The organism is Nocardia citri, assembly GCF_054065835.1.
On the sequence record NZ_JBSUQM010000001.1, the window covers coordinates 226,557 to 251,402 of the forward strand.

Genomic DNA, 24,846 nt, shown 5'->3' on the forward strand with positions numbered 1-24,846 from the left:
ATTCCGGGCCGGGAATACTCCCCCGCAGAATGCGAACGGTTGGATGCGGACGCCAAGGCAATATCGGTGCACTCGGGTGCGCCGGGAAAGTGCAGGATTGTATCGATGTCCACTGATGATGTCGGCGCAGAGACCCAGAACTCGGATACCCCCGAAGAGTGCGCCAAGGCCGACGTGCCCGCCGAGGACAAAACCGTCGAGATCGGGAAGTCGGGTGATGCGGTAGCCGCGGCGCCGACCCCGGCTGCCCCGCAGTCCGAGCCGCAGCAGCCGACGGACACGCCCGCAACGGGCGCGGCGCAGCCGATCCCGCAGAATGGCGGTAAGGATCGGGGCGCGTTGGTGCCCATCGTCGCCGCATTCGTCGCCGGTGTGTTGCTCGTCGCGGCGGTGACCACCGTTGTCGTGTTCTACCGGCAGGCGAGTACTCGAGGCGATGAGCTGGACGCGCACGAGGCGGCCACCGCGGCCGCGTGCGAGTACGGCAAGCTGATCTCCACCTACGATCCGCAGACCATCGACGACTATCTGAAGAAGGTGGACGCCGCGTCGACCGGTGAGTGGAAGGACCAGTTCGCCAAGCTCGGTCAGGATCTCAAGGGTGTGGTCATCGACGCCAAGGCCAGCTCGTCCACCTACGACATGCAGTGCGGCTTCCAGTCCGGTGATACCGAAAGCGCCAAGGTGCTGGTGGTGATCGGTCAGACCACCACCAATGTGAATATCGCCGCCGCGAACAAGCCGCCGAGCAAGGTCGAACTCGTGGTGGTCGCCGATCTGAAGGAGGTCGGTGGCAAGTGGCTCGTCGACAAGTTCGACCTGCCGATCCTCAAGCAGATGGGCAACTGAGCACGCACGTCGACAACTGAATACGAAGGCGCCTCCGGGCGGGTGGGATCAGCACCACCCGCCCGGAGGTCTTTCCGGCGGTCTTGCGCCCGGTCGCGCTCAGAACAAGGTCAAGGCCTGAGGTGCTGGCGCGACCGGCTTCCCCGCGGACCGCGGCCGGGCGGATTTTGTGGTCTTATCGGAGGAGTCATCGAGCACGGGCTGCAGCTCGGGGAGTTCCGCGGTCGAAACCTCACCGACAGCCGCGGAGGCCGCCGCCTGTCTGGCCGCCTCACCGGCGAGGGTATCGGCCATTTCGTTGAAGTAATTGCCGACATGTCCACGCACCCAACGGAACCGGACCGGTCCCGGCCGGGAGGATATGGCCCGGTCGATCTGTTTGATGAGTTCGACGTTCTTCACCGCGCCGCCGCCCGCGGTGCGCCAGCCATTGGTCCGCCAGCCGGCGATCCACTCCGAGGCGCATTTGATCGCGTATAGCGAATCGCTCTCGATGAACAACGGTTCGTCGCCGGGATGGGCGAGCACCGCCTCCAATAGCGCACGCAATTCCGCGACCTGATTGGTTCCGGTGGCGGCTCCCCCGCTGCGTGAACCGCCCTGATGATTGACCCAAGCCCAGCCGATGGCGCCGCCAGGATTGCGGAGGCAGGATCCGTCGGTGCTCACGATGATCATGGATGGCACCCTACGCAATCCGACCGACAAGATCGGTACCGTGGAATTGCTCTATCTCCCTTCGCAACTGGGATTCGGTGCGGCCCAGTGCCGAGCGGACGGCGGAATCCACCACGCGCCGACACAGCCGACCGGACGGTCCACTCGGTGCAGCGTACTCCGCTTCCGAGGTCAGCACCGAGCGTTGATAGCCGAGCCGGTCGAAGCGAAGTGTCAAAGTGCCCGACAGCTGCCCGCGCAGGGTGTAGCCGATCACGACATTGCGCCGGTATTCGCTGATCTCGCATTCGATGGTCGGACGCCATGGTCCCAGCTTGATCCGAGTCGTGAAGATCGCGCCGAAACCCTGGTCGAACTCGCCTTTCGGCTCGAACGCGGCGACGGCGAACATCCAGTTCGGCACGAGCAGATGGTTGTCCGTATAGGTGAACGCCACATCGACCGGGGCTCCGACATCGCTCGCGTACTTGGTGTGGCCCATGGGGCCCCTCCCTGTTGGCTGCCGATAAAAGTACTACAGCTCTCCTCTTTATTCGAGGATTGCCCATAATTTGGTTGGCAGGCTTTCCAGTTGGGGGAAGGCGGCCGGCGAGGCCGCCGGGGTGGGTAAACACACGCCGACCGGGCTAGTGCGGCGGAGTCATAGTTGGTCGACGATGTATTCGGCGATCGGCATGGCGGAAGTCGCCGCCGGTGACGGTGCGTTGAGCACATGAATCGAACGCGGTGTCCGTTCGATCAGGAAGTCGTGCACCAGGGTGCCGTCGCGCAATACCGCCTGCGCCCGGATGCCCGCCTGGCGCGGTCGCAGATCCGCGACCGTGAGCTCCGGACAGTACCGTCGGCATTCGGCCAGGTAACCGCGTTTGAACAGGGAGTTGCGCAATTCCCGCAGTCCGGTGCGGACATGGGTGCGAGCTACCCGGAGCAAGCCGGGATAGCCGAGCACCGCACGGGCGTCACGGACGTCGAAGCTGCCCTTGCGGTAGCCCTCCCTGGCCAGGCCGAGCACCGCATTGGGGCCGACAGTCAGGGTGCCGTCGATCATCGGGCTCAGATGGACCCCGAGGAAGGGCAGCTTCGGATCGGGAATCGGATAGATCAGCGTGCGCACCAGGCCGGATCGGCTGGGCGGTAACTGGTAATACTCGCCGCGGAACGGCACGATGCGGAAATCGGTGCGCAGACCCGCGAGTGCGGCCATCCGGTCGGCCTGCAGACCCGCGCAGGCCACCAACGTGCGCGCGGTCCAGGAGCCCGCGGGACCGGTCGCGGTGACCGCGTCGGCGGTTTCGGTGAGTGCGGTGATCTCGGCGTTCAATACGATCTCGCCACCCGCCGCCCGAACCTCCTCGGCGAGCGCCGTGGTGACACGGGTGAAGTCGATGATGCCGGTGGCGGGCACGAACAGGGCGCCGACACCGCTCACATGCGGTTCGCGCCGAGTCAGCCCGGCGGTATCCATGAGCTCGACATCGACACCGTTGGTGACCGAGCGCTCGTGCAGCGCGAGCAGCCGCTGGTACTCGCCGGCATCGGTGGCCACCAGCAGTTTTCCGCAGACCTCGAATGGAATGCCCTGTGCGGCGGCGAATTCCTTCGTCCAGGCTGCGCCCTTTCGACACAGGCGGGCCTTCAGACTGTCCGGCGGGTAGTAGATGCCGGAATGGATGACGCCGCTGTTGTGCCCGGTCTGATGGGTCGCGAGTGCGCCGGCCTTGTCGACGAGCACCAGGCTCGAACCCGGATGACGTCGCAGAATCCGATGCGCCGTCGCGACTCCGACGATCCCGCCCCCGATGACACAGAAGTCGAACATGGCACGCAGCGTAGGCGGGCTAGACCGCGATGGTGTGATTCGCCGTCGTCATGATCGGATTCGGGGTTCCGTCGACTGTTGCCTGAGCCGGGGCCGAATCCATCTCGTTCGCAGTGTGGCCGGTGCTCGGCGCGGGATTTCGGTCCAGGCGCGGGCCGCGTTCACCGAGGGGCGGGTCTGAGAAGGTGAATGTCACCTCACCGTTGCGGGTATCGACCTCGGTGCGCAACTGGGTGACGCCGGCCGGATCGGCGTGGATGCCGAGTTGCTCGCGAATCGGTTCGGTGAACAGGAAATCCGCCACCACTGTCAGCGCATTGGTATCCACAGTGAGGGCAACGGAATTCGCGCGGCCGGGTGCCACCTGCGCGCCGATATAGGCGGTGCCGAGGCGCAGACTGGCGCCGATTCCGGTGGTGGCAGGCGAAGCGATATGCGCCTGAGAGATTTTCACGCTGCCGTCGCCGGGTTCCGCGGGGAAGCGGCCGAATAGTGTGGGCAGGTCGCGACTGCCACCGGTCGATTTGGCATCGGAGAGCACGGGCCCGTAGTCGGTGTCGATATCCGGGATGCGAACCGGAGGTGGTGTGGCGATGTCATTGGTGGCGTGCCGGGTATCGGCCATCTGACCGACGATGTAGGACCCGGCGGCGACGGTGAGGCTGAGGCTGGCGGCGCCGGCGAGCACGATGGCGGCATGCCGAAAGATCTGGGCAGGCCGATGTGCTGCCACGATGCGTTCCTTTCCGTCCGCCCCTGATCCCCTCACCGCACGGCCCGCATCGTTGAAACCCGTACGATTGTCCAGATTACCGTGGCGGCCGCAGGTGACACCGCATGGGGGAGATCAGCATCGCAAAGCCAGGGTGGACGGAACGAAACCGAATTCGAGTCGAATTGCGTCGTTGATGTTTCTACTACCTGACAGACGGGTAAATAGACGTAGCTGGCGAGCGTCATTCTCGACTGCCATATCGAGACACCCGGCCAACGGCGTCCGGCCGACACGAACGGCGCACCCAAGTGTGGCGCTCGCCCGCACCCGCATTCCGGTCGGACGCGGCGGCTCGGGTACGGCGGGTCAGGTGAACTGGCCCGCCGACCGCCCGGCGGTCCCGCGAAAGCCTGTGCGATGGTGAGCCATTCGGCGGCGTCCGCAGCCAGTGTTCGCAGCGCGAGATCGTCGCGATGCCGACGCTGCGTCACCAGCAGTCAGAAGTCCAGCGCCGGACCGGTCACCCGCTGGGTGGCGTCGTCGGGACCCCGGGGCCATATGTTGTGCCGTGGGTTCGACCCGGAATTCTTCGGTCGGGACGCACTTACCGCGCACGTCCAGGTGCACGGCTGCGTACGCCATCATGCTTCAGAATTTCAGCGAGCTCAAAGAGTGCAAGCAGGCGTGCTTGTATTCGCGGCGATCGAGCCGCTGTCCCGATCGGGCCGTTTACCAGCGGAAATCGTCAGCTGAGCGGTGCCCGTCACGAGGGCGCGCAGACACAGCTCCTGTGCCGCGGCGAGCGCCGATCGCTCTGAGCGAACGGGGGCGGCGGTATGGAACAAACGTGGAATGCCCGGGGTTGACTGGACATCGCTCAACTTTTGGAAGGGTCGAACACGTGACTACACCACAGAACCTGCCGGTGCTGTTCCTGACCGATCCGATCGTGCTGCCGGGCATGGTCGTGCCCATCGAACTGGACGAATCGGCGCAGGCCGCCATCGACGCCGCGCGCGCCGCGAATACCGACGCGGTGTTGCTCGCACCCCGATTGGCCGAGGGCTACGCCTCCTACGGCGTCGTCGCCACCATCGAACAGGTGGGCCGGATGCGCGGTGGCGCGCCCGCCGCGGTACTGAAGGCCGAACGGCGCGCCAAGATCGGTCACGGGGTCACCGGGCCGGGCGCCGCGCTGTGGGTCGAGGCCGAACCGGTACAGCCGCCCGCCGTCGACGGTCGCACCACAGAGCTTGCCGCCGAATACAAGAAGCTGGTGGTATCGGTACTGCAGCGCCGCGAGGCCTGGCAGATCATCGACACGGTCAATCAGCTGACCGATCCGTCCGCGATCGCCGATACCGCGGGCTACGCCCCGTACCTGACCGCCGACGAGAAGCGTGAACTACTCGAAACCCCGGATACCGCACAGCGTTTGACCAAGCTGATCGGGTGGACCAAGGCGCATATCGCCGAGGCGGAGGTCACCGAGAAGATCAGCGAGGATGTCCGCGCGGGCATGGAGAAGAGCCAGCGCGAATTCCTGCTGCGCCAGCAGCTCAACGCCATTCGTAAGGAACTCGGCGAGGACGAGCCCGACGGTGCCGACGACTACCGCAGTCGGGTCGAGCAGGCCGATCTGCCCGATGACGTGCGCGCGGAGGCACTGCGCGAGGTCGGTCGATTGGAGCGGGCGAGCGATCAGAGCCCGGAGTCCGGCTGGATCCGGACCTGGCTCGATACGGTTCTGGACCTGCCCTGGACGGTGAAAACCACCGACAGCACCGATGTCTCGGCCGCCCGCACGGTGCTGGACGCCGATCACCACGGCCTCGACGAGGTCAAGGATCGCATGGTCGAGTATCTGGCTGTGCGCTCCCGTCGCGCCGCGCGCGGACTCGAGGTCGTCGGTGGACGTGGTTCGGGTGCGGTGCTGGCGCTGGTCGGTCCGCCCGGAGTCGGCAAGACCTCGCTCGGTGAGTCGGTGGCCCGGGCCATGGGCCGCAAGTTCGTTCGCGTCGCTCTGGGCGGTGTACGCGACGAGGCGGAGATCCGCGGGCACCGGCGCACCTACGTCGGTGCGTTGCCGGGCCGGATCGTGCGTGCCATCAAGGAGGCGGGCTCGATGAATCCCGTTGTCCTGCTGGACGAGATCGATAAGGTCGGCTCGGACTTCCGCGGCGATCCGGCCGCGGCCTTGCTCGAGGTGCTGGATCCGGCGCAGAACCACACGTTCCGCGACCACTACCTGGATCTGGATCTCGACCTGTCCGATGTGCTGTTCATCGCGACCGCGAATGTCATGGAAACCATTCCGGGCCCGCTGCTGGACCGGATGGAGCTGATCACCGTCGACGGTTACACCGAGGACGACAAGGTGGCCATCGCGCGCGACTTCCTGGTGCCACGGCAGCTGGAGCGCAATGCGCTTACCGCGGACGAGGTTTCGATCACCGAGGCGGCCTTGCGTGAGGTCGCGGCCAACTACACCCGGGAAGCCGGGGTGCGGCAGATGGAGCGGTTGATCGCGAAGGCATTGCGCAAGGCCGCGACTCGGCTGTCCGAGGACGCAACCGGCTCCGCCACCGACGAAACCGTGGTGTCGCTGGGCTACGCCACCGAGCTGGGCTACGACGCGCTGGTGGAATCCGGATCGTTGACCATCGATCTGGACAACCTGAAGGACTACCTGGGTCGCCCGCGCTTCACCCCGGATTCGGTGGAACGCACCGCGGTTCCCGGTGTGGCAACGGGTTTGGCCGTCACCGGACTCGGCGGCGATGTCCTCTACATCGAGGCCAACGGTGCCGAGGGCGAGCGGGCGCTCACCCTGACCGGTCAGCTCGGTGATGTCATGAAGGAGTCGGCGCAGATCGCGCTGACCTACGTGCGCTCGCACCTGGCCGAGATCGGCATCGAACCGTCGGTGCTGGATCGCAATATCCACATCCACTTCCCGGCGGGTGCGGTGCCGAAGGACGGGCCGTCGGCGGGTGTCACCATGGTCACCGCCCTGGTGTCGCTGGCGCTGGGCCGGCAGGTGCGCGCGGATGTCGGCATGACCGGTGAGGTCACGCTGAACGGCCGGGTGCTGCCGATCGGCGGGGTGAAGCAGAAGCTGATGGCCGCGCAGCGCGCAGGTCTGAAGACGGTGTTCATCCCGGCCCGCAACGAGCCGGATCTGGATGATGTGCCGGCGGAGGTGTTGGCCGCCCTGGATGTGCGTCCGGTCGCCGATGTGGCCGACATCCTGGCCTACGCCATCGAGCCGGTCGCCGAACCGGCCCTGGACGCTCCCGCCTTGGCGGCGAGCGCCTGATAATCGCCTGGAACGGGCCGTGCCCAGCGGGTACGGCCCGTTTCGATCGGCATGGTCACCGTGACTGCTGTTGCGCTGTGCACGGAATCGGCGCGGATTGGGCTTGTGCTCAACCACTGTTGAGGTCTTAGTGTCGGTGGCCAGGTATTCGATGGGCGGGGAGCGAGAGGAAGCAGCACGGTGAGTATCGAATCGGTGGCCTGGAGCCAGATGTATCGACGCGCGAACGCACCGCAGGAGCAGCGGCCGTTCCGGCTGGCGTCGGCGCGGCGCATTGTGCGGTTCGCGCGGCCGCATCGCCGTCGCATCGGTGCGTTCTTACTGTTCAGCGTCGTGTCCGCACTACTCGCGGTGGCGACGCCGGTGTTGGCGGGGCGGGTGGTCAACGACATCGTCGGTGGTGCGGCGCCGCGCGTCGTGGTCACCCTCGCGATCCTGATCGCCGGGCTCGCGGTGGCGGATGCGGCGCTCGGAGTGATCATTCGCTGGTTGTCCTCGCGCATCGGTGAGGGACTGATCCTGGATCTGCGCACGGCCGTTTTCGATCATGTGCAGAAAATGCCGGTCGCGTTCTTCACCCGGACCCGTACCGGCGCACTGGTCAGCCGCTTGAACAGCGATGTGATCGGCGCGCAGCGCGCGTTCAGCGATACGCTCTCCGGCCTCGTGACGAATCTGGTGACCCTCGCGCTCACACTCGCCGTCATGGTCCGAATCTCCTGGCAGATCACGCTGCTCGCGCTGGTACTGCTGCCGGTATTCGTGGTTCCGGCGCGGCGGATGGGGAATCGGCTGGCCGGATTGCAACGGGAAGCCGCGGGACTCAATGCCGCGATGAGTACCCAGATGACCGAACGTTTCTCCGCACCCGGCGCGACGCTGGTGAAGTTGTTCGGACGGCCGCGCCAGGAGTCGGATGACTTCGCGCTGCGCGCGCGTCGAGTGCGCGATATCGGGGTGCGCACGGCGATGCTGCAGACTGTATTCGTCACCTCGCTGACCCTGGTCTCGGCGCTGGCCCTGGCCCTGGTCTACGGACTCGGCGGATGGTACGCGCTGCGCGGCCGGCTGGATGCCGGTGCGGTGGTGTCGCTTTCGCTGCTGCTGACCCGCCTCTATACGCCGCTGACCGCACTGGCCAGCGCGCGGATGGAAATCATGTCCGCGACCGTGAGCTTCGAGCGAGTCTTCGAGGTGCTGGATCTGAAACCGTTGATCCAGGACGCACCGGATGCCGTCGCGGTGCCCGCGGGTCCGGTCGCGGTGGAACTGGACAATGTCAGCTTCGGCTACCCGTCGGCCGATAAGGTCTCGCTCGCCTCGCTCGAGGATGTCGCGACGCTGGATACCCGCGGCGGGGCGGAGGTGCTGCACAATGTGTCGCTGCGGGCCGAGCCCGGTCAGCTCGTCGCATTGGTCGGTTCCTCGGGCGCCGGAAAATCCACCGTGGCCCAACTCGTTTCCCGGCTCTACGACGTGGATGGCGGTGCGGTGCGGCTGAACGGCACCGATGTGCGCGAGCTGACCACGACCTCGATCCGGGACACCGTCGGCCTGGTCACCCAGGACGGCCACCTGTTCCACGACACCATCCGCGCCAACCTGCTGCTGGCCCGGCCGGAGGCGACCGAGGCCGAGATGTGGGATGCGTTGCAACGGGCGCGGTTACGTGAGCTGGTGACGTCGCTGCAGGACGGCCTGGATACTGTCGTCGGCGAGCGCGGCTACCGCCTCTCCGGCGGGGAACGCCAACGCTTGACCATTGCCCGGCTGCTGCTCAAACAACCACGCGTGGTGATCCTCGACGAGGCGACCGCCTCGCTGGACTCGACCTCGGAAGCCGCTGTCCAAGAGGCACTTTCCGAGGCACTGGACGGGCGGACCGCCCTGGTCATCGCGCATCGCCTGTCCACCGTCCGCGCCGCCGACCAGATCCTGGTGCTCGAGGACGGCCGAATCGTGGAGCGCGGCAACCATACTCAATTGCTGGCCGCCGACGGACGCTACGCGCAGCTGTACCGCACGCAGTTCGCGGACGAGCCGGTCGAAGACGCGGCCTGAGCCGCGAACACCCTGCCGCCGATACTGGTGGCCAGTCGATTGCGCGGCACGGGCACCGAAGCTGCCTGCCACCATGGCCTCGGCACCGAAGCCCGGTTCGATCCGATCGAGCCGGGCTTGCTTGGTCCGACGTCAGAATTCGCCGGCAACGCCGAATACCGTGCGGCCGGAGTGACTGCCGTGGTGAATGGCGCGCAGGATCCTCTCGGCGTCGGTGATCGGAGCGAAGTTCTCGATGGTCGAAAGGTGCTGGGGCCGTAGCTCATTGGCGAGTCGAGCCCACATCGCCCGCCGCTTGTCGATCGGGACGTAGGCGGAGTCGATGCCGAGCAGTGATACGCCGCGCAGGATGAACGGCATGACGGTGGTCGGCAGATCCGTGCCGCCGGTGAGGCCGCTGACCGCGACCGCACCCCCGTAGCCGATCGCGCTGAGGATATAGGCGAGGGATCTGCCGCCGACACTGTCCACCGCACCGGCCCAGGTGGCCTTCGACAGTGGACGCAGTTTCGCATCCGGATCCTCCGGCAACCGGCCGATCACCTCGTTCGCGCCGAGTTCGGCGAGTCGATCGTTCGCATCGGTCTTACCGGTGGACGCGATCACCTCGAAACCGAGGCCCGACAGGATATCGATGGCCACACTGCCGACACCGCCCGTCGCTCCGGTGACGAGCACCGCGCCGGTGTCCGGGGTGAGTTCGTGAGCGAGCAGGCCCTGCACGCTCAGTGCGGCCGTGAAACCGGCGGTGCCGAGCGCGGCCGCATCCCGGGTGCTGAGACCGTCGAGCTTCACCACCCAGTCGGCGGGCACCCTGGCGTATTCGGCGAAGCCGCCGTGATGTGAAACGCCGATATCGTAGCCGTGCGCCACCACCTGGTCGCCGGGCGCGAAATCGTCGACCTCGGAGGTGACGACCTCGCCGGTGATATCGATGCCGGGGATGATCGGATAATTCCGGACCACGCCACCGCCCGGGGTGATCGCCAGCCCGTCCTTGTAGTTCGCGCTCGAGTAGTGCACCTTGATCGTCACCTCACCAGGCCCGAGAAAGTCCTCGTCGACCTGCTGTCGCGTGAGCGCGATCCCGCTGTCCGATTGGTGTGCCACCATCGCCCAGAACTCCATGCCGACGAGCATACGAGCGTCGGCCGGTGCCGGGGTGGATCTTCGCGTCGGTCCCGGCTATTGCGGTACGAGTTCTAGGCGGACGCCGAGTAACCGAACCGGGCGATCCAGTTCGAATCGGTCGACGATGCGCAGGGCCGTTTCCACGATGGTCGCGATATCGGTCGTCGGCTCGGGAAGTTTCTCCTGTTTGCTGCGGGTGAAGAAGGTATTGCTGCGGACGGTCACCGAGACGCGCAGCGGGACGCGGCCCGCCGCAGCCATTTCCTCGCCCACCTCCGTGGCCAGTCGCGCGACCTGGGCGCGGATCTCCCCGGCATCGGTCAGATCATGCGGGAAGGTCTCGGATTTACTGCGGCCCAACGGAATTCGCGGTTCGGTGGTGACATCTGTGTCGCCGTTACCGTGGCCCAGCACCCAGAGATACGGGCCGGTATTCGGACCGAATTCGGCGGCCAGACGCTGCCGATCGGCGGCCATCAGGTCGGCGACCGTTTCGATACCGAGCTCGGCCATCCGCGCGGCGATCCGATTTCCGATGCCCCACAGCGCATTCGTCGGACGGTGCGCCATTACCTCGACCCAGTTCGCCGCGGTGAGCCGGAATACGCCGGCCGCCGCGCCATCGGTATCGGCGGGCGCGGCCGAGGACTTCCCGGCGGATTTGGCGAAGCCGGTCGCGAGCTTGGCCGTGAGCTTGTTGTCGCCGATGCCGATGGCGCAGGTCAAGTCCAATTCTGCGATGGCACTGCGGATTTCGCGGGCGAGCTGCTCTGGATCGTCGGTATCGGCGGCGAGGAAGGCCTCGTCCCAGCCCCACACCTCGACGCGGCCGGGAAAGGTCCGCAGCAGCGCCATGACCTCGTCGGATGCCTCCTCGTAGGTGGCCATATCCAGTGGTAGGAAGATCCCGTCGGGACATTTGCGCTTGGCCGAGCGCAATGCCATCCCGGCCCGCACTCCGAATGCCCGGGCCGGATACGACGCGCACGTCACCACCTTGCGCGGTTCATCCGGATCGCCGTTGCCACCGACAATGACCGGCCGGCCGCGCAGCTCCGGATGGCGACGGAATTCCACCGCCGCCTGGAACTGGTCGAGATCGACGTGCAGCAGCCACCTGGGCATGAACTAGGGCTTCCCTTTGTTCGGCTGCTGCGATCGTACGACGGGTGTACGAGTCCAAACTCGACAACGCAAGAACTGATTCAGGCCAACAGCGGTGCCGTCAAGAACCAGGTCACCGAGGGCGGCCTGCCCGGATCGCCACTGCTGCGGGTCGACGGCGAGATCGGTTCGGGTGTGGTGGTGGCGAAGTATCCGCGCTCGCCGCGTCGATCGTTGCCGGCCTGGCTGCTGCGCCGCCCGTGCCCGACCGCCTGAACGCTCAGCAAACAGCCCAACCACAGGTGGTCGCGGTAGGGCGTGCATAGGCTGGCAGGGTGAGTACGGAGCGATTGGCGGCGGCATTGCGGCGCGGGATTGCGGGCGAGGTCGATGCGTCCGCGCGCAGGCGTGCCGAATACTCCTCCGACGCGTCGAACTATCGGGTGCTTCCGGTCGCCGTCGTATTTCCGCGGGGTGCCGAGGATGTGGCGCATACGCTCGAATTCGCCAGGGGAAATGGGCTGTCGGTTACGGCCCGGGGTGCGGGGACGTCGGTGGCGGGCAATGCCATCGGTCCCGGGATCGTGCTGGACTTCAGCCGATATATGAACGGCATCGCCGAGCTGGACCCCGAGCGGCAGGTCGCGCGCGTGCAGCCCGGTGTCGTCCTCGCCGCATTGCAGCGCAAGGCCGGTGTGCACGGGTTGCGATTCGGGCCCGATCCGTCGACACAGAACCGGTGCACGCTGGGCGGGATGATCGGCAACAATGCGTGCGGACCGCACGCGGTGGCGTGGGGGCGCACCTCGGATAATGTGCGTGAGCTGCGCATTCTCGATGGGACCGGAGCTGAGCGGACGCTGTCGGCCGACCTGTCCGTGATTCCCGGGCTGCCCGAATTCACCAGGGCCGGTCTCGCGGTGATCCGCACCGAACTCGGCCGATTCGATCGGCAGGCCTCCGGCTACGGACTGGAACATCTACTGCCGGAACGTGGTTCGGCGGTTGCGAAGTCATTTGTCGGCACCGAGGGGACCTGTGGCTTGCTGCTCGAGGCGACAGTAGATCTGGTGCCGTTGCCACCGGCCACCGTGCTCACAGTGCTCGGCTATCCCGATATCGCGACGGCCGCGGACGATGTGGCGGCGGTGCTGGCCTGCGATCCCATTGCGGTAGAGGGCATCGATGCGCGACTGGTCGATATCGTGCGTGTACACCGCGGGGCCACCAGCGGGGTGCCGGAACTGCCGCGCGGAAGCGGCTGGTTGTTCGTCGAGTCCGCCGGTGATACTCCCGCCGAGGCGTATGCGGCGGCCGAGAAGCTCTGTCGAACAGTCGCGGCGCTGGACTCCAGGATTGTCACAGACCCCGGTGTCGCCGCGGCACTGTGGCGTATTCGAGCGGAGGGTGCCGGGCTGGCCGGTCGCACTCCGGCGGGTCATCCGGCCTGGCCGGGCTGGGAGGATGCGGCCGTCCCGCCGGAGCATCTCGGTGCGTATCTGCGCGATTTCGCCACGCTGACCAAGGACCACGGCGTGGACGGACTGCTCTACGGTCACGTCGGCGACGGTTGCATCCACGTCCGGCTCGATCTACCGATTGCCGATGCGCCGCAACGTTTTCGGAAATTCATCCAGGATGCGACCGAGCTGGTGGTCCGCTACGGCGGCTCGCTTTCCGGTGAACACGGTGATGGCCGGGCCCGCTCGGAATTGCTCTCGATGATGTACTCCCCGCGCGCACTCGACGTATTCGCCGGTTACAAGGCACTTTTCGATCCGGACGAGGTGTTGAATCCCGGTGTCCTGGTCGCTGCGCGGCCGATCGATACCGATCTGAGACTGGTCGGAGTGCGACCGATCGACGGTGCGGGCGGCTTCGCGTTTCCGCAGGACAACGGTGGTATCGCCACGGCCGTGCATCGCTGTGTCGGTGTCGGCAAATGCCGCGCCGACACGCGCGCGACCGGTGGTTTCATGTGCCCGTCGTATCTGGCCACCGCCGACGAGAAAGACAGCACCCGCGGCCGGGCGCGGGTGCTGCAGGAGGTGGTGCGCGGCGCACTCCCCTGGTCGTCCGAGGCGGTCGCCGAATCGCTCGATCTGTGCCTGTCCTGCAAGGCATGTCGCTCCGACTGCCCGGCGGGGGTCGATATGGCGACCTATAAATCCGAGGCCCTCCACCGCCGCTACCGGCACCGTCCGCGTCCCATCGATCACTACGCGCTGGGTTGGCTGCCGCGCTGGCTCGGTGCCGCAGGCCGCATGCCTCGCCTGGCGAATGCGCTGGCCGGAATCGGGTGGCTGCGCCGAATCGCGTTGCGCGCGGGCGGGATTGATCGGCGACGCGAGGTGCCGAGACTAGCGGACCGCAGCTTCCGCAGGAGCTGGCACGATCGAAGTTCTGAGTCCGAAGATTCGGACCGGGCATCCGAAGTGCTCCTGTGGATCGACACCTTCACCGATGCCTTCGATCCCGAAATAGCCCAGGCCGCAGTGCGACTGATCGAATCCCTCGGCTACCGAGTCCGCATCCCGCGACGGCGCGTGTGCTGCGGGCTCACCTGGATCAGCACCGGCCAACTCGACGGCGCTCGGGCCCGGCTACGCGCGACATTGACCGAACTGGATGAGCATGTCCGCGGTGGCGGCCTTGTCGTGGGCCTCGAGCCGTCGTGCACCGCGGTCCTACGCTCGGACCTGCCGGAACTGCTACCGGACGACCCACGGGCGGCCGCGACCGCAGCCGCCGTGCGCACACTCGCCGAATTCCTTGCGGACCAGCCGAACTGGCGGCCACCAGCGCGACCGGGACAGTCGGTAGTTGTCCAACCGCATTGCCATCACCATGCCGTACTCGGCTTCGACCAAGATCGCCAGCTATTAGCTGGCATGCAGATAAATATGACAGAGGTCACCGGCTGCTGCGGTCTTGCTGGAAACTTCGGAATGCAATCCGGCCATTACGACATTTCGGTCACTGTCGCCGAGAATGGCTTGCTTCCGGCATTGCGGAATGCGGACGAAGACTCGATCTTGATAGCCGATGGGTTCTCGTGCCGAACCCAGGCTATGCAGCTCAGTGGCCGCCGGGGTCTACACCTTGCGCAATTCCTGCTCGGCGAATGAGACTCAGCTGCCGAATGGCAGCGTGCCGGACGGAATCTGGTAGCCCGAGCTGCCCGCGGAAACCGCACCCCAGGCATTGAGCAACCAGTTGAGCACGCTGGTGATCATTCGTGTACCTCCGCTATTGCGACTGCCAGCTGTTTACCGAACGCATCAATATCGCAGCACTTATTCGGCGCGTTACAAAATTGCGACGATCTGCGGTTATGTCGAAACTGTATGGATAATCGCACATTCGGACCGGGACAATTGCGAGCCGGACAACATTCGGCATGCCGCTGGGGTCCGCGCTCGCACCGCCGGCCCACCGGGCACAATGAGTCCGTGCGAAATCAGACGGCCGCACCGGCTCCGGGCTCGCTACGCTCGGTCACAGCTGCGCCTCGCTGGCGCTCGGCTCCGCTGCGACCGATGGTGCTGTGCTGATGGTTCCCTCGCTACGCTCGGTCACAGCCGAGCGGCCGATCGATCTCGCATCGACCCTCGCACCCCTGTCCCGCGGCCGCGGCGACCCGTGTCACCAGGTCACCCAGGACGGCGCACACTGGCACGCATCCCGGATGCCGACCGGACCCGTCACCTATCGTCTGACCCAAGCCGATCGCCATACGGTCGACGCGCGTGCCTGGGGTCCGGGCGCGGCCGAATTCATCGACGGCCTCTCCCACATGCTGTGCCTGGACGAGGACGTCTCCGACTTCGCTCCCGAACATCCGAAGCTCGTCGACGCGCACCGCCGCTTTCCCGGACTGCGCATGCTGCGCACCGGCCTGGTATTCGAGGCGTTGGTACCCGCCGTGCTGGAACAGAAGGTGCACACCGCATCGGCCCGCACGTCCTGGCGAAAACTGGTGCGACAGTTCGGATCTCCCGCTCCCGGTCCGGGACCTGTGGGACTGCTGCTGCCGCCCGACGCCGATACCTGGCGCCGGATCCCGTCCTGGGCCTGGCATCGCGCCAATGTCGGGCCACAGCGTGCGCAGACGATCGTGCGTGCGGCCCGGGTGGCCGATGCGCTGGAGCGGGCGGCGGCCGAAAATCCGACGGAGGCCGCCCGTCGCCTGCGTACAGTGCCGGGTATCGGGATGTGGACCGCCGCCGAGATCGGGCAGCGCGCCTTCGGTGACGCGGATGCCCTCTCGGTTGGTGACTACCATCTGGCGGCCGTAGTCGGCTGGACGCTGCTCGGCGAACCCATCGACGATGACGCGATGGTCGAATATCTGGAACCGCTACGGCCACATCGCTATCGGGCCGTCCGCCTGCTGGAGATCAGCGGTTACGCGCACAAGCCGAAGTTCGGCCCGCGCACCCCGCTCACCGATCACACCTGGCACTGAGCGGCTCCGCCGGACAACTCGTTTCGGCAGGCCGTATGTCGTCGGCGCGACAGCATGCCGTCGATGGGCCAGGGATTCGGCGGTGACCCAGCGCAGCACCCGAATGCAGTCGGCCAGCACCTGCGGCACACCCGGCGACTCGGCAGCGGGCCTCATAATGGCAGTGCGCGTTCGTCCAGCACACATTTGCCCGCCTCGACCAGCGTGGTGCGCGCCGCACGGCGAACTCGGCATCGGTCGACGGTGCAGTCGATATGTAACTGCATCGCGGCGTGGGCTTGTTCGGTTGTCAGGACACCAGGGTCGTTTCCGCAGGCGAGTAGCGATGCGACAGGCATGTGTAGGTTGGTGAGTTGCATCAGGCGACCTCCGCCCGGTGTCGCACGGAGCGAACCTGTCGGGTGTACCGGGAGACCGGTCCCTGATCCCACGGAGCCTGTCGAACCGCCATACCTACGGCCTCGAGAACGGTCAGGCCGACCTCGTCCGCGAGATCGCCGACCGCGGCGAACAGCGATGGCACCACCTCGGCAACCTTCAGTGCGGCAACCGCTTGGTCGCAGGTCAGCGTGCGTCCGGGCAAATAGGAAACCACCCAGCTCTCCTGCCCGACGCTGCGGGCGCGATGCGGGGTCAAATCGCTGGTCATCAAGGACGACGCTATGACACTTACAGCCATGACTCCTCGTTCCTGTGTGCGATTCCTGCGATTCGCGACGCGCCCGGAGGCGATAGCTTGCGTGACCTTGCAGCGTGCCGCGAGCGTCGCCATCGAATACTCTGTGCGCCCGGAGGTTTCACAGGAGGAGGGAACAGGCGCCTGATCCGCTCCGGGCACACTTTCAGCACACCACCGTGGCAGGTCCCGAACAACGTCCTTCTCGGATATCCGAAGATTTGAGGCGAATTCCCAGCACAAAACCCAACCGGGAAGGGAGGATTCTCCATAGTGGATGAAACAGCCCTCTGCCCAAGCGAAGTGACGGGGAACCGAGCTTGTGGGGTCGCCCCGGAGCAAACCCTTGGGTGAGCATCCGAGCCCGGGACGTGCGCGCCGGACCCGGAGGCGGAAGCCTGCGTAACCACGTAGGGGCCCGGGAACGTCGCAGTTGAATACAGAACGGAGCGTGCTGTGTCAGCGAATTCGGCAAAAGCGTCGGAGAGTTCCAGGAAATCCGCGCGGGAGTTGGACACCTTGGACCGACTATCCCCCGAGAACGCCACCTCCACTCTACCCAGGCGCCAGCTCGGCCGATACCTCCGGGACTGGCGCACGCAGGCGGGTCTGACCATAGCGGAGGCATCCAGGCTGATGGAGTGGGGCGCAAGTACGTTGCAGCGCTTGGAAAAAGGCCAGGCCGACCGGATTCGCACCATCGATATCCAAGAACTGTGCCGCATCTACGGCATGCCGGACGAATTGTCCGACGGTCTGAAGGGGCTGGCCCAGCAGGCCGCCGTGAAGAGCTGGTGGCATGCCTACGGCGATCTCATTCCCGAAAACTTCGACGTCTATGTCGGTTTGGAGGCATCCGCCCGACAACTCACTTCCTACCAATCCGAAATCGTGCTCGGTCTGCTCCAGACCGCCGATTACGCGAGAGCCCTCAACCGCCTTGGCTACCCGGACGATTCGGACGCCGAAATCGAGCGCCGGGTCCAATTGCGAATGCAGCGCCAGGCTTTGATCACCCGCAAGGTCGCACCGGCGACGGTGAACGTGATCTTGCACGAGTCGGTTTTGCGCCGAGTGGTCGGTGGCGCCAAAGTGATGGCGGCGCAGCTACGTCATCTTGCCGATATCAGCACCCAACCCAATATCTCTCTGCGTATCCTGCCGTTCGCGGCCGGTGTTCCACTCGGAGTGTCCACCGGACCGTTCACAGTTCTCCAATTCGGAACAGATAGCAAGGGCCAGCCGGTCGAGCCGCCGGTGGTGTACGCAGAGGGTTTCACGGGGGATCTCTACCTCGAAAGACATGCTGATGTACGGCGGTACGATCATGCGCACGAGTGCCTCCAGCGCTGCGCGCTGGATATTCAACCCAGTAGACATCTGCTCCGGCAGATAGCGAAGGAGTATATGGCATGAGTATGGATTCGAGTGGCGCGCAATGGTTCAAGAGCAGCCGCAGCGGTGCGGGCAAGGACTGCGTCGAGGTCGCCTTTCTCACGGGCGGCCGGGTCGGCGTACGCGATAGCAAAAATCCCGGTGGACCTGCCCTCGTCTTCGGGACGGGTGCATGGAAGGCTTTCACCGCAGGTGTTACGGGCGGCGAGTTCTGAGGAGTTGCGGGCATGAGCATCAATGAGGGCGCGCGGGTGGACCTGACCGGTGCGGTCTGGCGTAAGGCCGGTGTGGGTACGGGAAAGGACAGCGTGGAGGTGGCGCTATTGGATGCCGGGCACGTCGCGTTGCGCGACGGTAAAGATCCCGACGGGCCTGTCTTGGTCTTTACCCCCGGTGAGTGGTCCGCCTTCACAGCGGGTGTGCACGATGGCGAGTTCGATCGGCCGGAGTCCTAGCGCGATCGACCCGGCGGGCTCTGCTCGCCGGGTCGGGTCACGTAATCGCAGCGGCGCTCCGCCGGGCCTGGCCGCAATGGCCGGATGTGCTCCGGAAGATCACGAAATAGCACAGATTCGACAACGAAACCGTGTTTGCCGGGGAGGATTACGGGTAGCCCACATCTTGTGGACCGTGGGCTAGAGAGTTCCCATCCCCGGTACAAGAAACTGCTGCCGGGCGATTGGGTGGAATGGCTGATCGTGGTACTGCTTTTCGCGGTGTCCGCGCTCGGTGTATTCGTCCTGACCGGCTCATTCCTCTCGGCACTTTTCGTCGGGGTGCTCGGATGGATCGTTGCCGTCAGTGTTGTCGCGTTGATATAAGGGTGCGCCGACCGGCCGGGTATTCCTACCCCGGCCGGTGGTCCCGCAGTGCTTGATCAGCGCCGGAAGAGCTTGTTGCCCAACCAGACCAGCGGATCGTACTTCTTGTCCGCCACCCGTTCCTTCATCGGAATCAGGGCATTATCGGTGATCTTGATATGCTCCGGGCAGACCTCGGTACAGCATTTGGTGATATTGCAGAGCCCGAGCCCCTGCTCTTGCTGAGCCAGCTCGCGGCGATCGGCCACATCGAGTGGATGCATCTCCAATTCGGCAATCCGCATCAGGAAGCGCGGACCGGCGAACGCCTCCTTGTTGTCCTCGTGGTCGCGGACCACGTGACAGGTGTTCTGGCACAGGAAACATTCGATGCACTTGCGGAACTCTTGAGAGCGCTCCACATCGACCTGCTGCATCCGGTAGTCGCCCGGCTTCAAATCGTCCGGCGGCGTGAAAGACGGTATCTCCCTCGCCTTCTGGTAGTTGAACGACACGTCGGTCACCAGATCACGGATCACCGGGAAGGTACGCATCGGCGTAACGGTGATCAATTCGTCCGGCTGGAAGGTCGACATCCGGGTCATGCACAGCAGCCGCGGCCGACCGTTCACCTCGGCCGAACACGAACCGCATTTACCGGCTTTGCAATTCCACCGCACCGCGAGATCCGGCGCCTGGGTGGCCTGCAGCCGGTGGATGATGTCGAGCACCACCTCGCCATCGTTCACCTGGACGGTGAAGTCGCGCAGTTCCCCGCCGTCGATATCACCGCGCCACACGCGGAATTTGGCGTCGTAACCCATTCCTACGCCCCGCCTTCCGTGGCCGAAATCGAACCTTCCGGATGGGAGGCGAGTTCAGCCGGGTTGTAATACTTTTCGAGCTCATTCAAATCGAAGAGCGCGAGCAGATCGGCTCGCATCGGGATCTGGTCCTCCGGGGTGACCCGCACACCGGGCACCGGTCCGTCCGCATCGGCGGGATCGATCGCGCACACCAGCAGCTTGTCGCGCCAGTCCGGATCCATGGCGGGGAAGTCGTCGCGGGTGTGCCCGCCGCGACTCTCGGTGCGCAAAAGGGCAGCCTGCGCGACACATTCGCTGATCAGCAGCATATTGCGCAGGTCGAGGGCCAGATGCCAGCCGGGGTTGAACTGCCGATGCCCCTCCACCGTCACACTGTTGAAGCGGGTCCGTAGTTCGGCGAGTCGACCGATGGCCTCCCGCAATTCGTGTTCCTTGCGGATGATGCCGACCAGATCGTTCATGGCCTGCTGCAGTTCGGTGTGCAGGGTGTAGGGGTTCTCCCCGGTCCCCTCCGCAGGCGGATCGAACGGCGCCACAGTGGCTTTCGCGGCGGCATCGATATCGGCATCGGCGATCGCGGGGCGCTCGGAAAGCTCTTCGACGTAGGTCGCGGCACCGAGGCCGGCCCGCCGGCCGAATACCAGCAGATCGGATAGCGAATTGCCGCCGAGCCGGTTCGAGCCGTGCATACCGCCGGAACACTCACCCGCGGCGAACAAGCCGGGCACGGTCGCCGCACCGGTATCCGGGTCGACCTCGATTCCGCCCATCACGTAGTGGCACGTCGGGCCGACTTCCATCGGCTCCTTCGTAATGTCCACGTCCGCAAGTTCTTTGAACTGATGGTGCATCGAGGGCAGCCGCCGCCGGATTTCCTCGGCGGGCAGCCGCGAAGCGATATCCAGATACACGCCGCCGTGTTCGGTGCCGCGTCCCGCCTTCACCTCCGAGTTGATGGCGCGGGCTACCTCGTCGCGTGGTAGCAAATCCGGTGTGCGGCGGGCGGAGTCGTTATCGCGCAGCCATTGATCGGCTTCCTCCTCGGTCTCGGCGTACTGCCCTTTGAAGACCGGCGGAATGTAGTCGAACATGAACCGCTTGCCTTCGGTGTTCTTCAGCACGCCACCGTCACCGCGCACACCCTCGGTAACCAGAATGCCCTTCACACTGGGCGGCCAGACCATGCCGGTCGGATGGAATTGCAGGAATTCCATATTGATCAGCGTCGCGCCGGCCCGCAGTGCCAGCGCGTGGCCGTCACCGGTGTACTCCCACGAATTGGAAGTGACCTTGTAGGACTTGCCGATGCCACCGGTCGCGACCACCACGGCGGGCGATTCGAACAGCACGAACCGTCCGGACTCGCGCCAGTAGCCGAACGCACCGGCGATCCGGTCGCCGTCCTTGAGCAATTCGGTGATGGTGCATTCGGCGAAAACCTTGATGCGCGCCTCGTAGTCGCCGGTCGCCGCGAAATCCTCCTGCTGCAGCGAAACGATCTTCTGCTGCATGGTCCGGATGATCTCCAGTCCGGTCCGGTCACCGACATGCGCCAGCCGCGGGTAGGTGTGGCCACCGAAGTTGCGCTGGCTGATCCGGCCGTCTGCGGTCCGATCGAACAGCGCGCCATAGGTTTCCAGTTCCCACACCCGGTCGGGTGCCTCCTGGGCATGCAATTCGGCCATGCGCCAGTTGTTGAGGAACTTGCCACCGCGCATGGTGTCCTTGAAATGGGTGTGCCAATTGTCCTTTTCATTGGCATTACCCATCGAGGCGGCGCATCCGCCCTCGGCCATCACGGTGTGTGCCTTGCCGAACAACGACTTGCACACCACCGCGACGGAAAGACCGTGTTCACGTGCTTCGATCACCGCGCGCAGTCCGGCGCCACCGGCACCGATGACGACGACGTCGTATTTGTGCCGTTCCACTTCTGGCATGGCCGCGAAACTCCTGGTTTGTGAAGGCGGTCAGTTGATGAACCGCAGATCCGAAATCGTGTCGCTGGCAACCAACATCACGTAGAAGTCGGTCAGCACGAGCGTGCCGAGGGTGGTCCAGGCCAGCGCCATATGGCGGGTATTGAGCTTGGAGACCTGGGTCCAGAACCAATACCGCACCGGGTGCGCCGAGAAGTGCTTGAGCTTGCCGCCCATGATGTGCCGGCAGGAATGGCACGACAGGGTGTAGGCCCACAGCAGCAGCACATTGCCGGTCAGCACGATATTGCCGAGACCGAAGCCGAAGCCGCCGGTCTTGCCGTGGAACGCGGTGATCGCGTCATAGGTGTTGATCAGCGAAACGAGTACGGCCACATAGAAGAAGTAGCGGTGCGCGTTCTGGATGATCAGCGGCAGTTTGGTCTCGCCGGTGTATTTGGCGTGCGGTTCGGCGACCGCGCACGCGGGCGGGGAGAACCACACCGCGCGGTAGTAGGCCTTTCGGTAGTAGTAGCAGGTGAGCCGGAACCCGAGCAGGAACGGCAGCACCAGGAAGCCCAGCGGCAGGATCGCCGGGATGTGGCCGAACCACGCGCCGAAGTGGCTGGAACCCTCGACGCAGTCGCTACTCACACACGGTGAGTAGAACGGCGTCAGGTAGTGGTACTCCGGAACCCAATATGCCGTTCGCACATACGATCTGATGGTCGCGTAGATGACGAAAGCGGCTAGTCCAACGGCCGTCCCCAGCGGTGGGACCCACCACCGGTCGGTGCGCAGTGTGCGCGCGGAGATGGCGGCCCTGGTCTTGCTGAAGACGCCGGTGCCCGTTTCCGGGGCGGCGGTCGGTGCGGCACTCACAGGTGGATGCCTCGCTGATCTGCTGTGCGGATGGTCCCCGTGACCTCCGCAGTCGAATGTGATGCTGAGCACCATACGACACGTCAGCTATCGCTCGAGCGGTGTCCCGACAAAGCCACCCCACCTCGAGGACCGTGATTTCCGCCACATTCGATCCAGGTTTGGTCGCCGCGCAGGGTGGCGAATCGGCTACGAAGCCCTATCGATCGCCGGCCGCGGTCGCCTGATTCCGTATCGACCGCCGCCGCGGCCGCGGACTGCGGGCGTGTTCGCCGCGGCTGTGATTATGGAAGTGCTTGCGCTGGTGGAGCATTGGAGCGCGACCCCGGCACCAGCTCGGCGCCGACGACGCCGCAGTCGGGCTAGGGCAGCGCGTCGGCCCCACTCGACGCGGCCAACGCAACAACTGATTTCGCGAAGACATGGGGTAACTCGTCGGGCACGCGCAAAGCCGACGAGTTACCGACCGCAGTCCGCGACCGACATTGTGGCGTGCCCGACGATCGGCAAAGGGTGGGGAGCTTATTTCGTGCGCGGGCGGGAGTGGAATCCGAGGCCCTCGTCCTGTGCGCCCATCCACGCCGCTTCGTCGGATTTGCTGTCCGGCACGTAGATGGTCTCCTGTGGACGGCGCACGATCTCCTGCGGCGGCGACTGCTCGATTTCATCGGCATCGATCACGAGCCGCTCGAGGTCGTTCTCCAGTCGCCGCACCGAATTGGCGTCGCCGTAGTGGGAGCGCAGTGTGCCGATGGATTGCCGGAGCTGGCCGACCGCGTAGCGGAGTTCCGCGATTTCGCTGCGTGTCATCGATACCTCCTGTATTCCTTGGCGGACAGACGAACTCGATGGGTAGCGGGTGGTTCCTCGTCTGCCTGCCTGGGACCGCGCTCTACCGATTCGTGTGACTCACCACACAACGTGATCTACAACACAGTACGCGAGAAATTCTATTTTGGCTCGTAGTGCCCACAATTTCGGTTGTTCACCCGTCTGTTGCCGGGTTCGGCCAATCGGTTGTTGTGAGTTCCGACGAGCCGTGCGGTCAGCTGGCGGTGGCGTACCCGGGGCCTTGACCGTGCATGGCGGCGACAACCCGGTCGACCAGGGCGACGATGGACACCGCCACCTCCTCGGCCCGCTCCAGATGCACGCTGTGCCCGGCACCCTCGAGGCGGACCAGTTCGGCGCCCGCCAGTTGCGAGGCGAGTACCACCGAATGCGCGAACGGCACCACGATGTCGGCCGAACCGGCCAGTATCAGCGCCGGAATGTTGCCGAGTCGACGCAGCGACGCGGTCTCGTCGAAGGTCATCAGCGAGATCAGGAAGCTGGACATGGTGAGCAGCGGCGTGTCGTTCATCATCGCCGCGGCGACCGCGACCATGCGCGGATTCGTCCGCTTGGTACCCATATTCGCCTCGCGGGCGATCGGCTCGAAGATCCGGCGGGACAGCCGCTTGGAGGCCCGCATGAACCGGGGCGCCCGCAACGCCGCGACCTGCAGTGAGTTCACCGCATGCCGATTCAGGAAACGGCCGAGTCCAACCTCGGTGATGCCATTGGCCGCACCGGCGATCAGCCCGACACCGACCACCCGGGTGCCGATGGTCGCCGGGAACAGCCGAGAGTAGGCCAGGGTGACCATCGCGCCCATCGAATGTCCGATGAGGATGATCGGACCGGTCGGCGCGACCGACCGCAGCACGGCGTCGAGGTCGTGGGCGAGGTGATCGATGGTGTAGGTCGAGGGATGGGCGACGCCGGATTCGCCGTGTCCACGGTGGTCGTAGAAGACCATCCGCACATCCGCCGACCCGCTGAACTTGCCCGTTCCGACGACTTCGCCGACAACGGTCGCGCTGTACATGCCCACTCCATCGGGTTCGCCGAGGACTGTCGCGCTGTGCTTACCCGCTCCGTCCGCTTCGCCGACGACCGTCCCCCAGTGCCGCAACAACTGATCGCGCAAGAATGACCAGGACTGCGCGCGCAGACAGTGACCGTGCACGAACACGACGGTCAGGCGGGCGTTGTCGGAGCCGAAGGTGCGGACCGCGATCGGGGTGCCGTCGTCGGCCGACACCGTGATCCGATGGCCGTCGTGGTCGGCGGCCCGGTGGGCGATGGTCGTGGACATGAAGGTTCTCCTGTGCCTCGTAGGACACCCTTGCGGAGCGTTCTTGCCCGGTTGTCGACTTGG

The 24,846-nt window shown here is 65.4% G+C and carries 23 protein-coding genes and 1 pseudogene; 9 read left to right on the forward strand and 15 right to left on the reverse strand.

The features are described 5' to 3' along the window. Positions 1-105: 105 nt before the first annotated feature. Positions 106-849, forward strand: a complete 744-nt coding sequence (locus tag ACW2Q0_RS01165) for a hypothetical protein (RefSeq protein WP_457185153.1) — start codon at positions 106-108, stop codon at positions 847-849. A gap of 99 nt (positions 850-948) precedes the next feature. Here the strand turns inward: ACW2Q0_RS01165 and ACW2Q0_RS01170 are convergent, their stop codons facing one another. The 5 genes and pseudogenes from ACW2Q0_RS01170 to ACW2Q0_RS01190 form a co-directional block, all read right to left on the reverse strand. Next, complete coding sequence (locus tag ACW2Q0_RS01170) at positions 949-1,527, reverse strand: ribonuclease H family protein (RefSeq protein ID WP_457185155.1); 579 nt, start codon at positions 1,525-1,527, stop codon at positions 949-951. 10 nt (positions 1,528-1,537) lie between these two features. Continuing rightward, complete coding sequence (locus ACW2Q0_RS01175; RefSeq protein WP_457185157.1) at positions 1,538-2,008, reverse strand: SRPBCC family protein; 471 nt, start codon at positions 2,006-2,008, stop codon at positions 1,538-1,540. Positions 2,009-2,167: 159 nt separating this feature from the next. Further along, entirely contained in the window at positions 2,168-3,346 is a 1,179-nt protein-coding gene (gene lhgO / locus ACW2Q0_RS01180) for an L-2-hydroxyglutarate oxidase (protein ID WP_457185159.1), read from the reverse strand. A gap of 19 nt (positions 3,347-3,365) precedes the next feature. Beyond that, the gene (locus ACW2Q0_RS01185; protein ID WP_457185161.1) at positions 3,366-4,079 is read right to left on the reverse strand and encodes a hypothetical protein; all 714 of its coding nucleotides are present in this window, start codon (positions 4,077-4,079) and stop codon (positions 3,366-3,368) included. Positions 4,080-4,438: 359 nt separating this feature from the next. Beyond that, positions 4,439-4,676: pseudogene (locus ACW2Q0_RS01190) on the reverse strand (wyosine base formation domain-containing protein); the annotation flags it as partial. 286 nt (positions 4,677-4,962) lie between these two features. On the opposite strand from ACW2Q0_RS01190, the gene lon reads away from it, so the two are divergent. Further along, positions 4,963-7,380, forward strand: a complete 2,418-nt coding sequence (lon, locus tag ACW2Q0_RS01195) for an endopeptidase La (protein ID WP_457185163.1) — start codon at positions 4,963-4,965, stop codon at positions 7,378-7,380. 180 nt (positions 7,381-7,560) lie between these two features. Then, positions 7,561-9,441: an ABC transporter ATP-binding protein gene (locus tag ACW2Q0_RS01200; protein WP_457185165.1), complete on the forward strand. Its 1,881-nt coding sequence runs from the start codon at positions 7,561-7,563 to the stop codon at positions 9,439-9,441. Between the two features lie 132 nt (positions 9,442-9,573). Here ACW2Q0_RS01200 and ACW2Q0_RS01205 read toward each other — a convergent pair whose 3' ends face one another. From ACW2Q0_RS01205 to ACW2Q0_RS01215, 3 genes are all read right to left on the reverse strand, one after another. Next, positions 9,574-10,569, reverse strand: a complete 996-nt coding sequence (locus ACW2Q0_RS01205; RefSeq protein ID WP_457185167.1) for an oxidoreductase — start codon at positions 10,567-10,569, stop codon at positions 9,574-9,576. Positions 10,570-10,626: 57 nt separating this feature from the next. Further along, positions 10,627-11,697, reverse strand: a complete 1,071-nt coding sequence (locus ACW2Q0_RS01210) for a DNA polymerase IV (RefSeq protein ID WP_457185169.1) — start codon at positions 11,695-11,697, stop codon at positions 10,627-10,629. An 80-nt stretch (positions 11,698-11,777) separates the two neighbouring features. Then, positions 11,778-11,963, reverse strand: a complete 186-nt coding sequence (locus ACW2Q0_RS01215) for a hypothetical protein (protein WP_457185170.1) — start codon at positions 11,961-11,963, stop codon at positions 11,778-11,780. A 48-nt stretch (positions 11,964-12,011) separates the two neighbouring features. Here ACW2Q0_RS01215 and ACW2Q0_RS01220 point away from each other — a divergent pair, with 48 nt between their 5' ends. Continuing rightward, complete coding sequence (locus ACW2Q0_RS01220; protein WP_457185172.1) at positions 12,012-14,804, forward strand: FAD-binding and (Fe-S)-binding domain-containing protein; 2,793 nt, start codon at positions 12,012-12,014, stop codon at positions 14,802-14,804. Between the two features lie 425 nt (positions 14,805-15,229). After that, positions 15,230-16,144 (forward strand): DNA-3-methyladenine glycosylase family protein, encoded by a 915-nt coding sequence (locus ACW2Q0_RS01225; protein ID WP_457185174.1) that lies wholly within the window; start codon positions 15,230-15,232, stop codon positions 16,142-16,144. 152 nt (positions 16,145-16,296) lie between these two features. On the opposite strand, the gene ACW2Q0_RS01230 is transcribed toward ACW2Q0_RS01225, so the two are convergent. Next, complete coding sequence (locus ACW2Q0_RS01230) at positions 16,297-16,503, reverse strand: hypothetical protein (RefSeq protein WP_040697671.1); 207 nt, start codon at positions 16,501-16,503, stop codon at positions 16,297-16,299. Then, the gene (locus tag ACW2Q0_RS01235; protein WP_457185176.1) at positions 16,503-16,793 is read right to left on the reverse strand and encodes a hypothetical protein; all 291 of its coding nucleotides are present in this window, start codon (positions 16,791-16,793) and stop codon (positions 16,503-16,505) included. The genes ACW2Q0_RS01230 and ACW2Q0_RS01235 overlap by 1 nt, the downstream gene beginning before the upstream one ends. A gap of 546 nt (positions 16,794-17,339) precedes the next feature. On the opposite strand from ACW2Q0_RS01235, the gene ACW2Q0_RS01240 reads away from it, so the two are divergent. From ACW2Q0_RS01240 to ACW2Q0_RS01255, 4 genes are all read left to right on the forward strand, one after another. Then, positions 17,340-18,236, forward strand: coding sequence for a helix-turn-helix domain-containing protein (locus ACW2Q0_RS01240; RefSeq protein WP_457186049.1), 897 nt, complete (start codon positions 17,340-17,342; stop codon positions 18,234-18,236). After that, a complete protein-coding gene (locus ACW2Q0_RS01245; RefSeq protein WP_457185178.1) occupies positions 18,233-18,430 on the forward strand; it encodes a DUF397 domain-containing protein in 198 nt (65 codons plus the stop codon). Before ACW2Q0_RS01240 ends, ACW2Q0_RS01245 begins: the two co-directional genes overlap by 4 nt. Positions 18,431-18,442: 12 nt before the next feature. Beyond that, a complete protein-coding gene (locus ACW2Q0_RS01250; protein ID WP_457185180.1) occupies positions 18,443-18,670 on the forward strand; it encodes a DUF397 domain-containing protein in 228 nt (75 codons plus the stop codon). Between the two features lie 168 nt (positions 18,671-18,838). After that, positions 18,839-19,036: a hypothetical protein gene (locus ACW2Q0_RS01255; RefSeq protein ID WP_457185182.1), complete on the forward strand. Its 198-nt coding sequence runs from the start codon at positions 18,839-18,841 to the stop codon at positions 19,034-19,036. Positions 19,037-19,092: 56 nt separating this feature from the next. Here the strand turns inward: ACW2Q0_RS01255 and ACW2Q0_RS01260 are convergent, their stop codons facing one another. From ACW2Q0_RS01260 to ACW2Q0_RS01280, 5 genes are all read right to left on the reverse strand, one after another. Then, positions 19,093-19,839, reverse strand: a complete 747-nt coding sequence (locus ACW2Q0_RS01260) for a succinate dehydrogenase/fumarate reductase iron-sulfur subunit (protein ID WP_457185184.1) — start codon at positions 19,837-19,839, stop codon at positions 19,093-19,095. Positions 19,840-19,841: 2 nt separating this feature from the next. After that, positions 19,842-21,782, reverse strand: coding sequence for a fumarate reductase/succinate dehydrogenase flavoprotein subunit (locus ACW2Q0_RS01265; RefSeq protein ID WP_457185186.1), 1,941 nt, complete (start codon positions 21,780-21,782; stop codon positions 19,842-19,844). Between the two features lie 30 nt (positions 21,783-21,812). Next, positions 21,813-22,643, reverse strand: a complete 831-nt coding sequence (locus tag ACW2Q0_RS01270) for a hypothetical protein (protein WP_457185188.1) — start codon at positions 22,641-22,643, stop codon at positions 21,813-21,815. Between the two features lie 522 nt (positions 22,644-23,165). Then, positions 23,166-23,453 (reverse strand): hypothetical protein, encoded by a 288-nt coding sequence (locus tag ACW2Q0_RS01275; protein ID WP_457185190.1) that lies wholly within the window; start codon positions 23,451-23,453, stop codon positions 23,166-23,168. Positions 23,454-23,688: 235 nt separating this feature from the next. After that, entirely contained in the window at positions 23,689-24,783 is a 1,095-nt protein-coding gene (locus ACW2Q0_RS01280; protein ID WP_457185192.1) for an alpha/beta fold hydrolase, read from the reverse strand. Positions 24,784-24,846 lie beyond the last annotated feature (63 nt).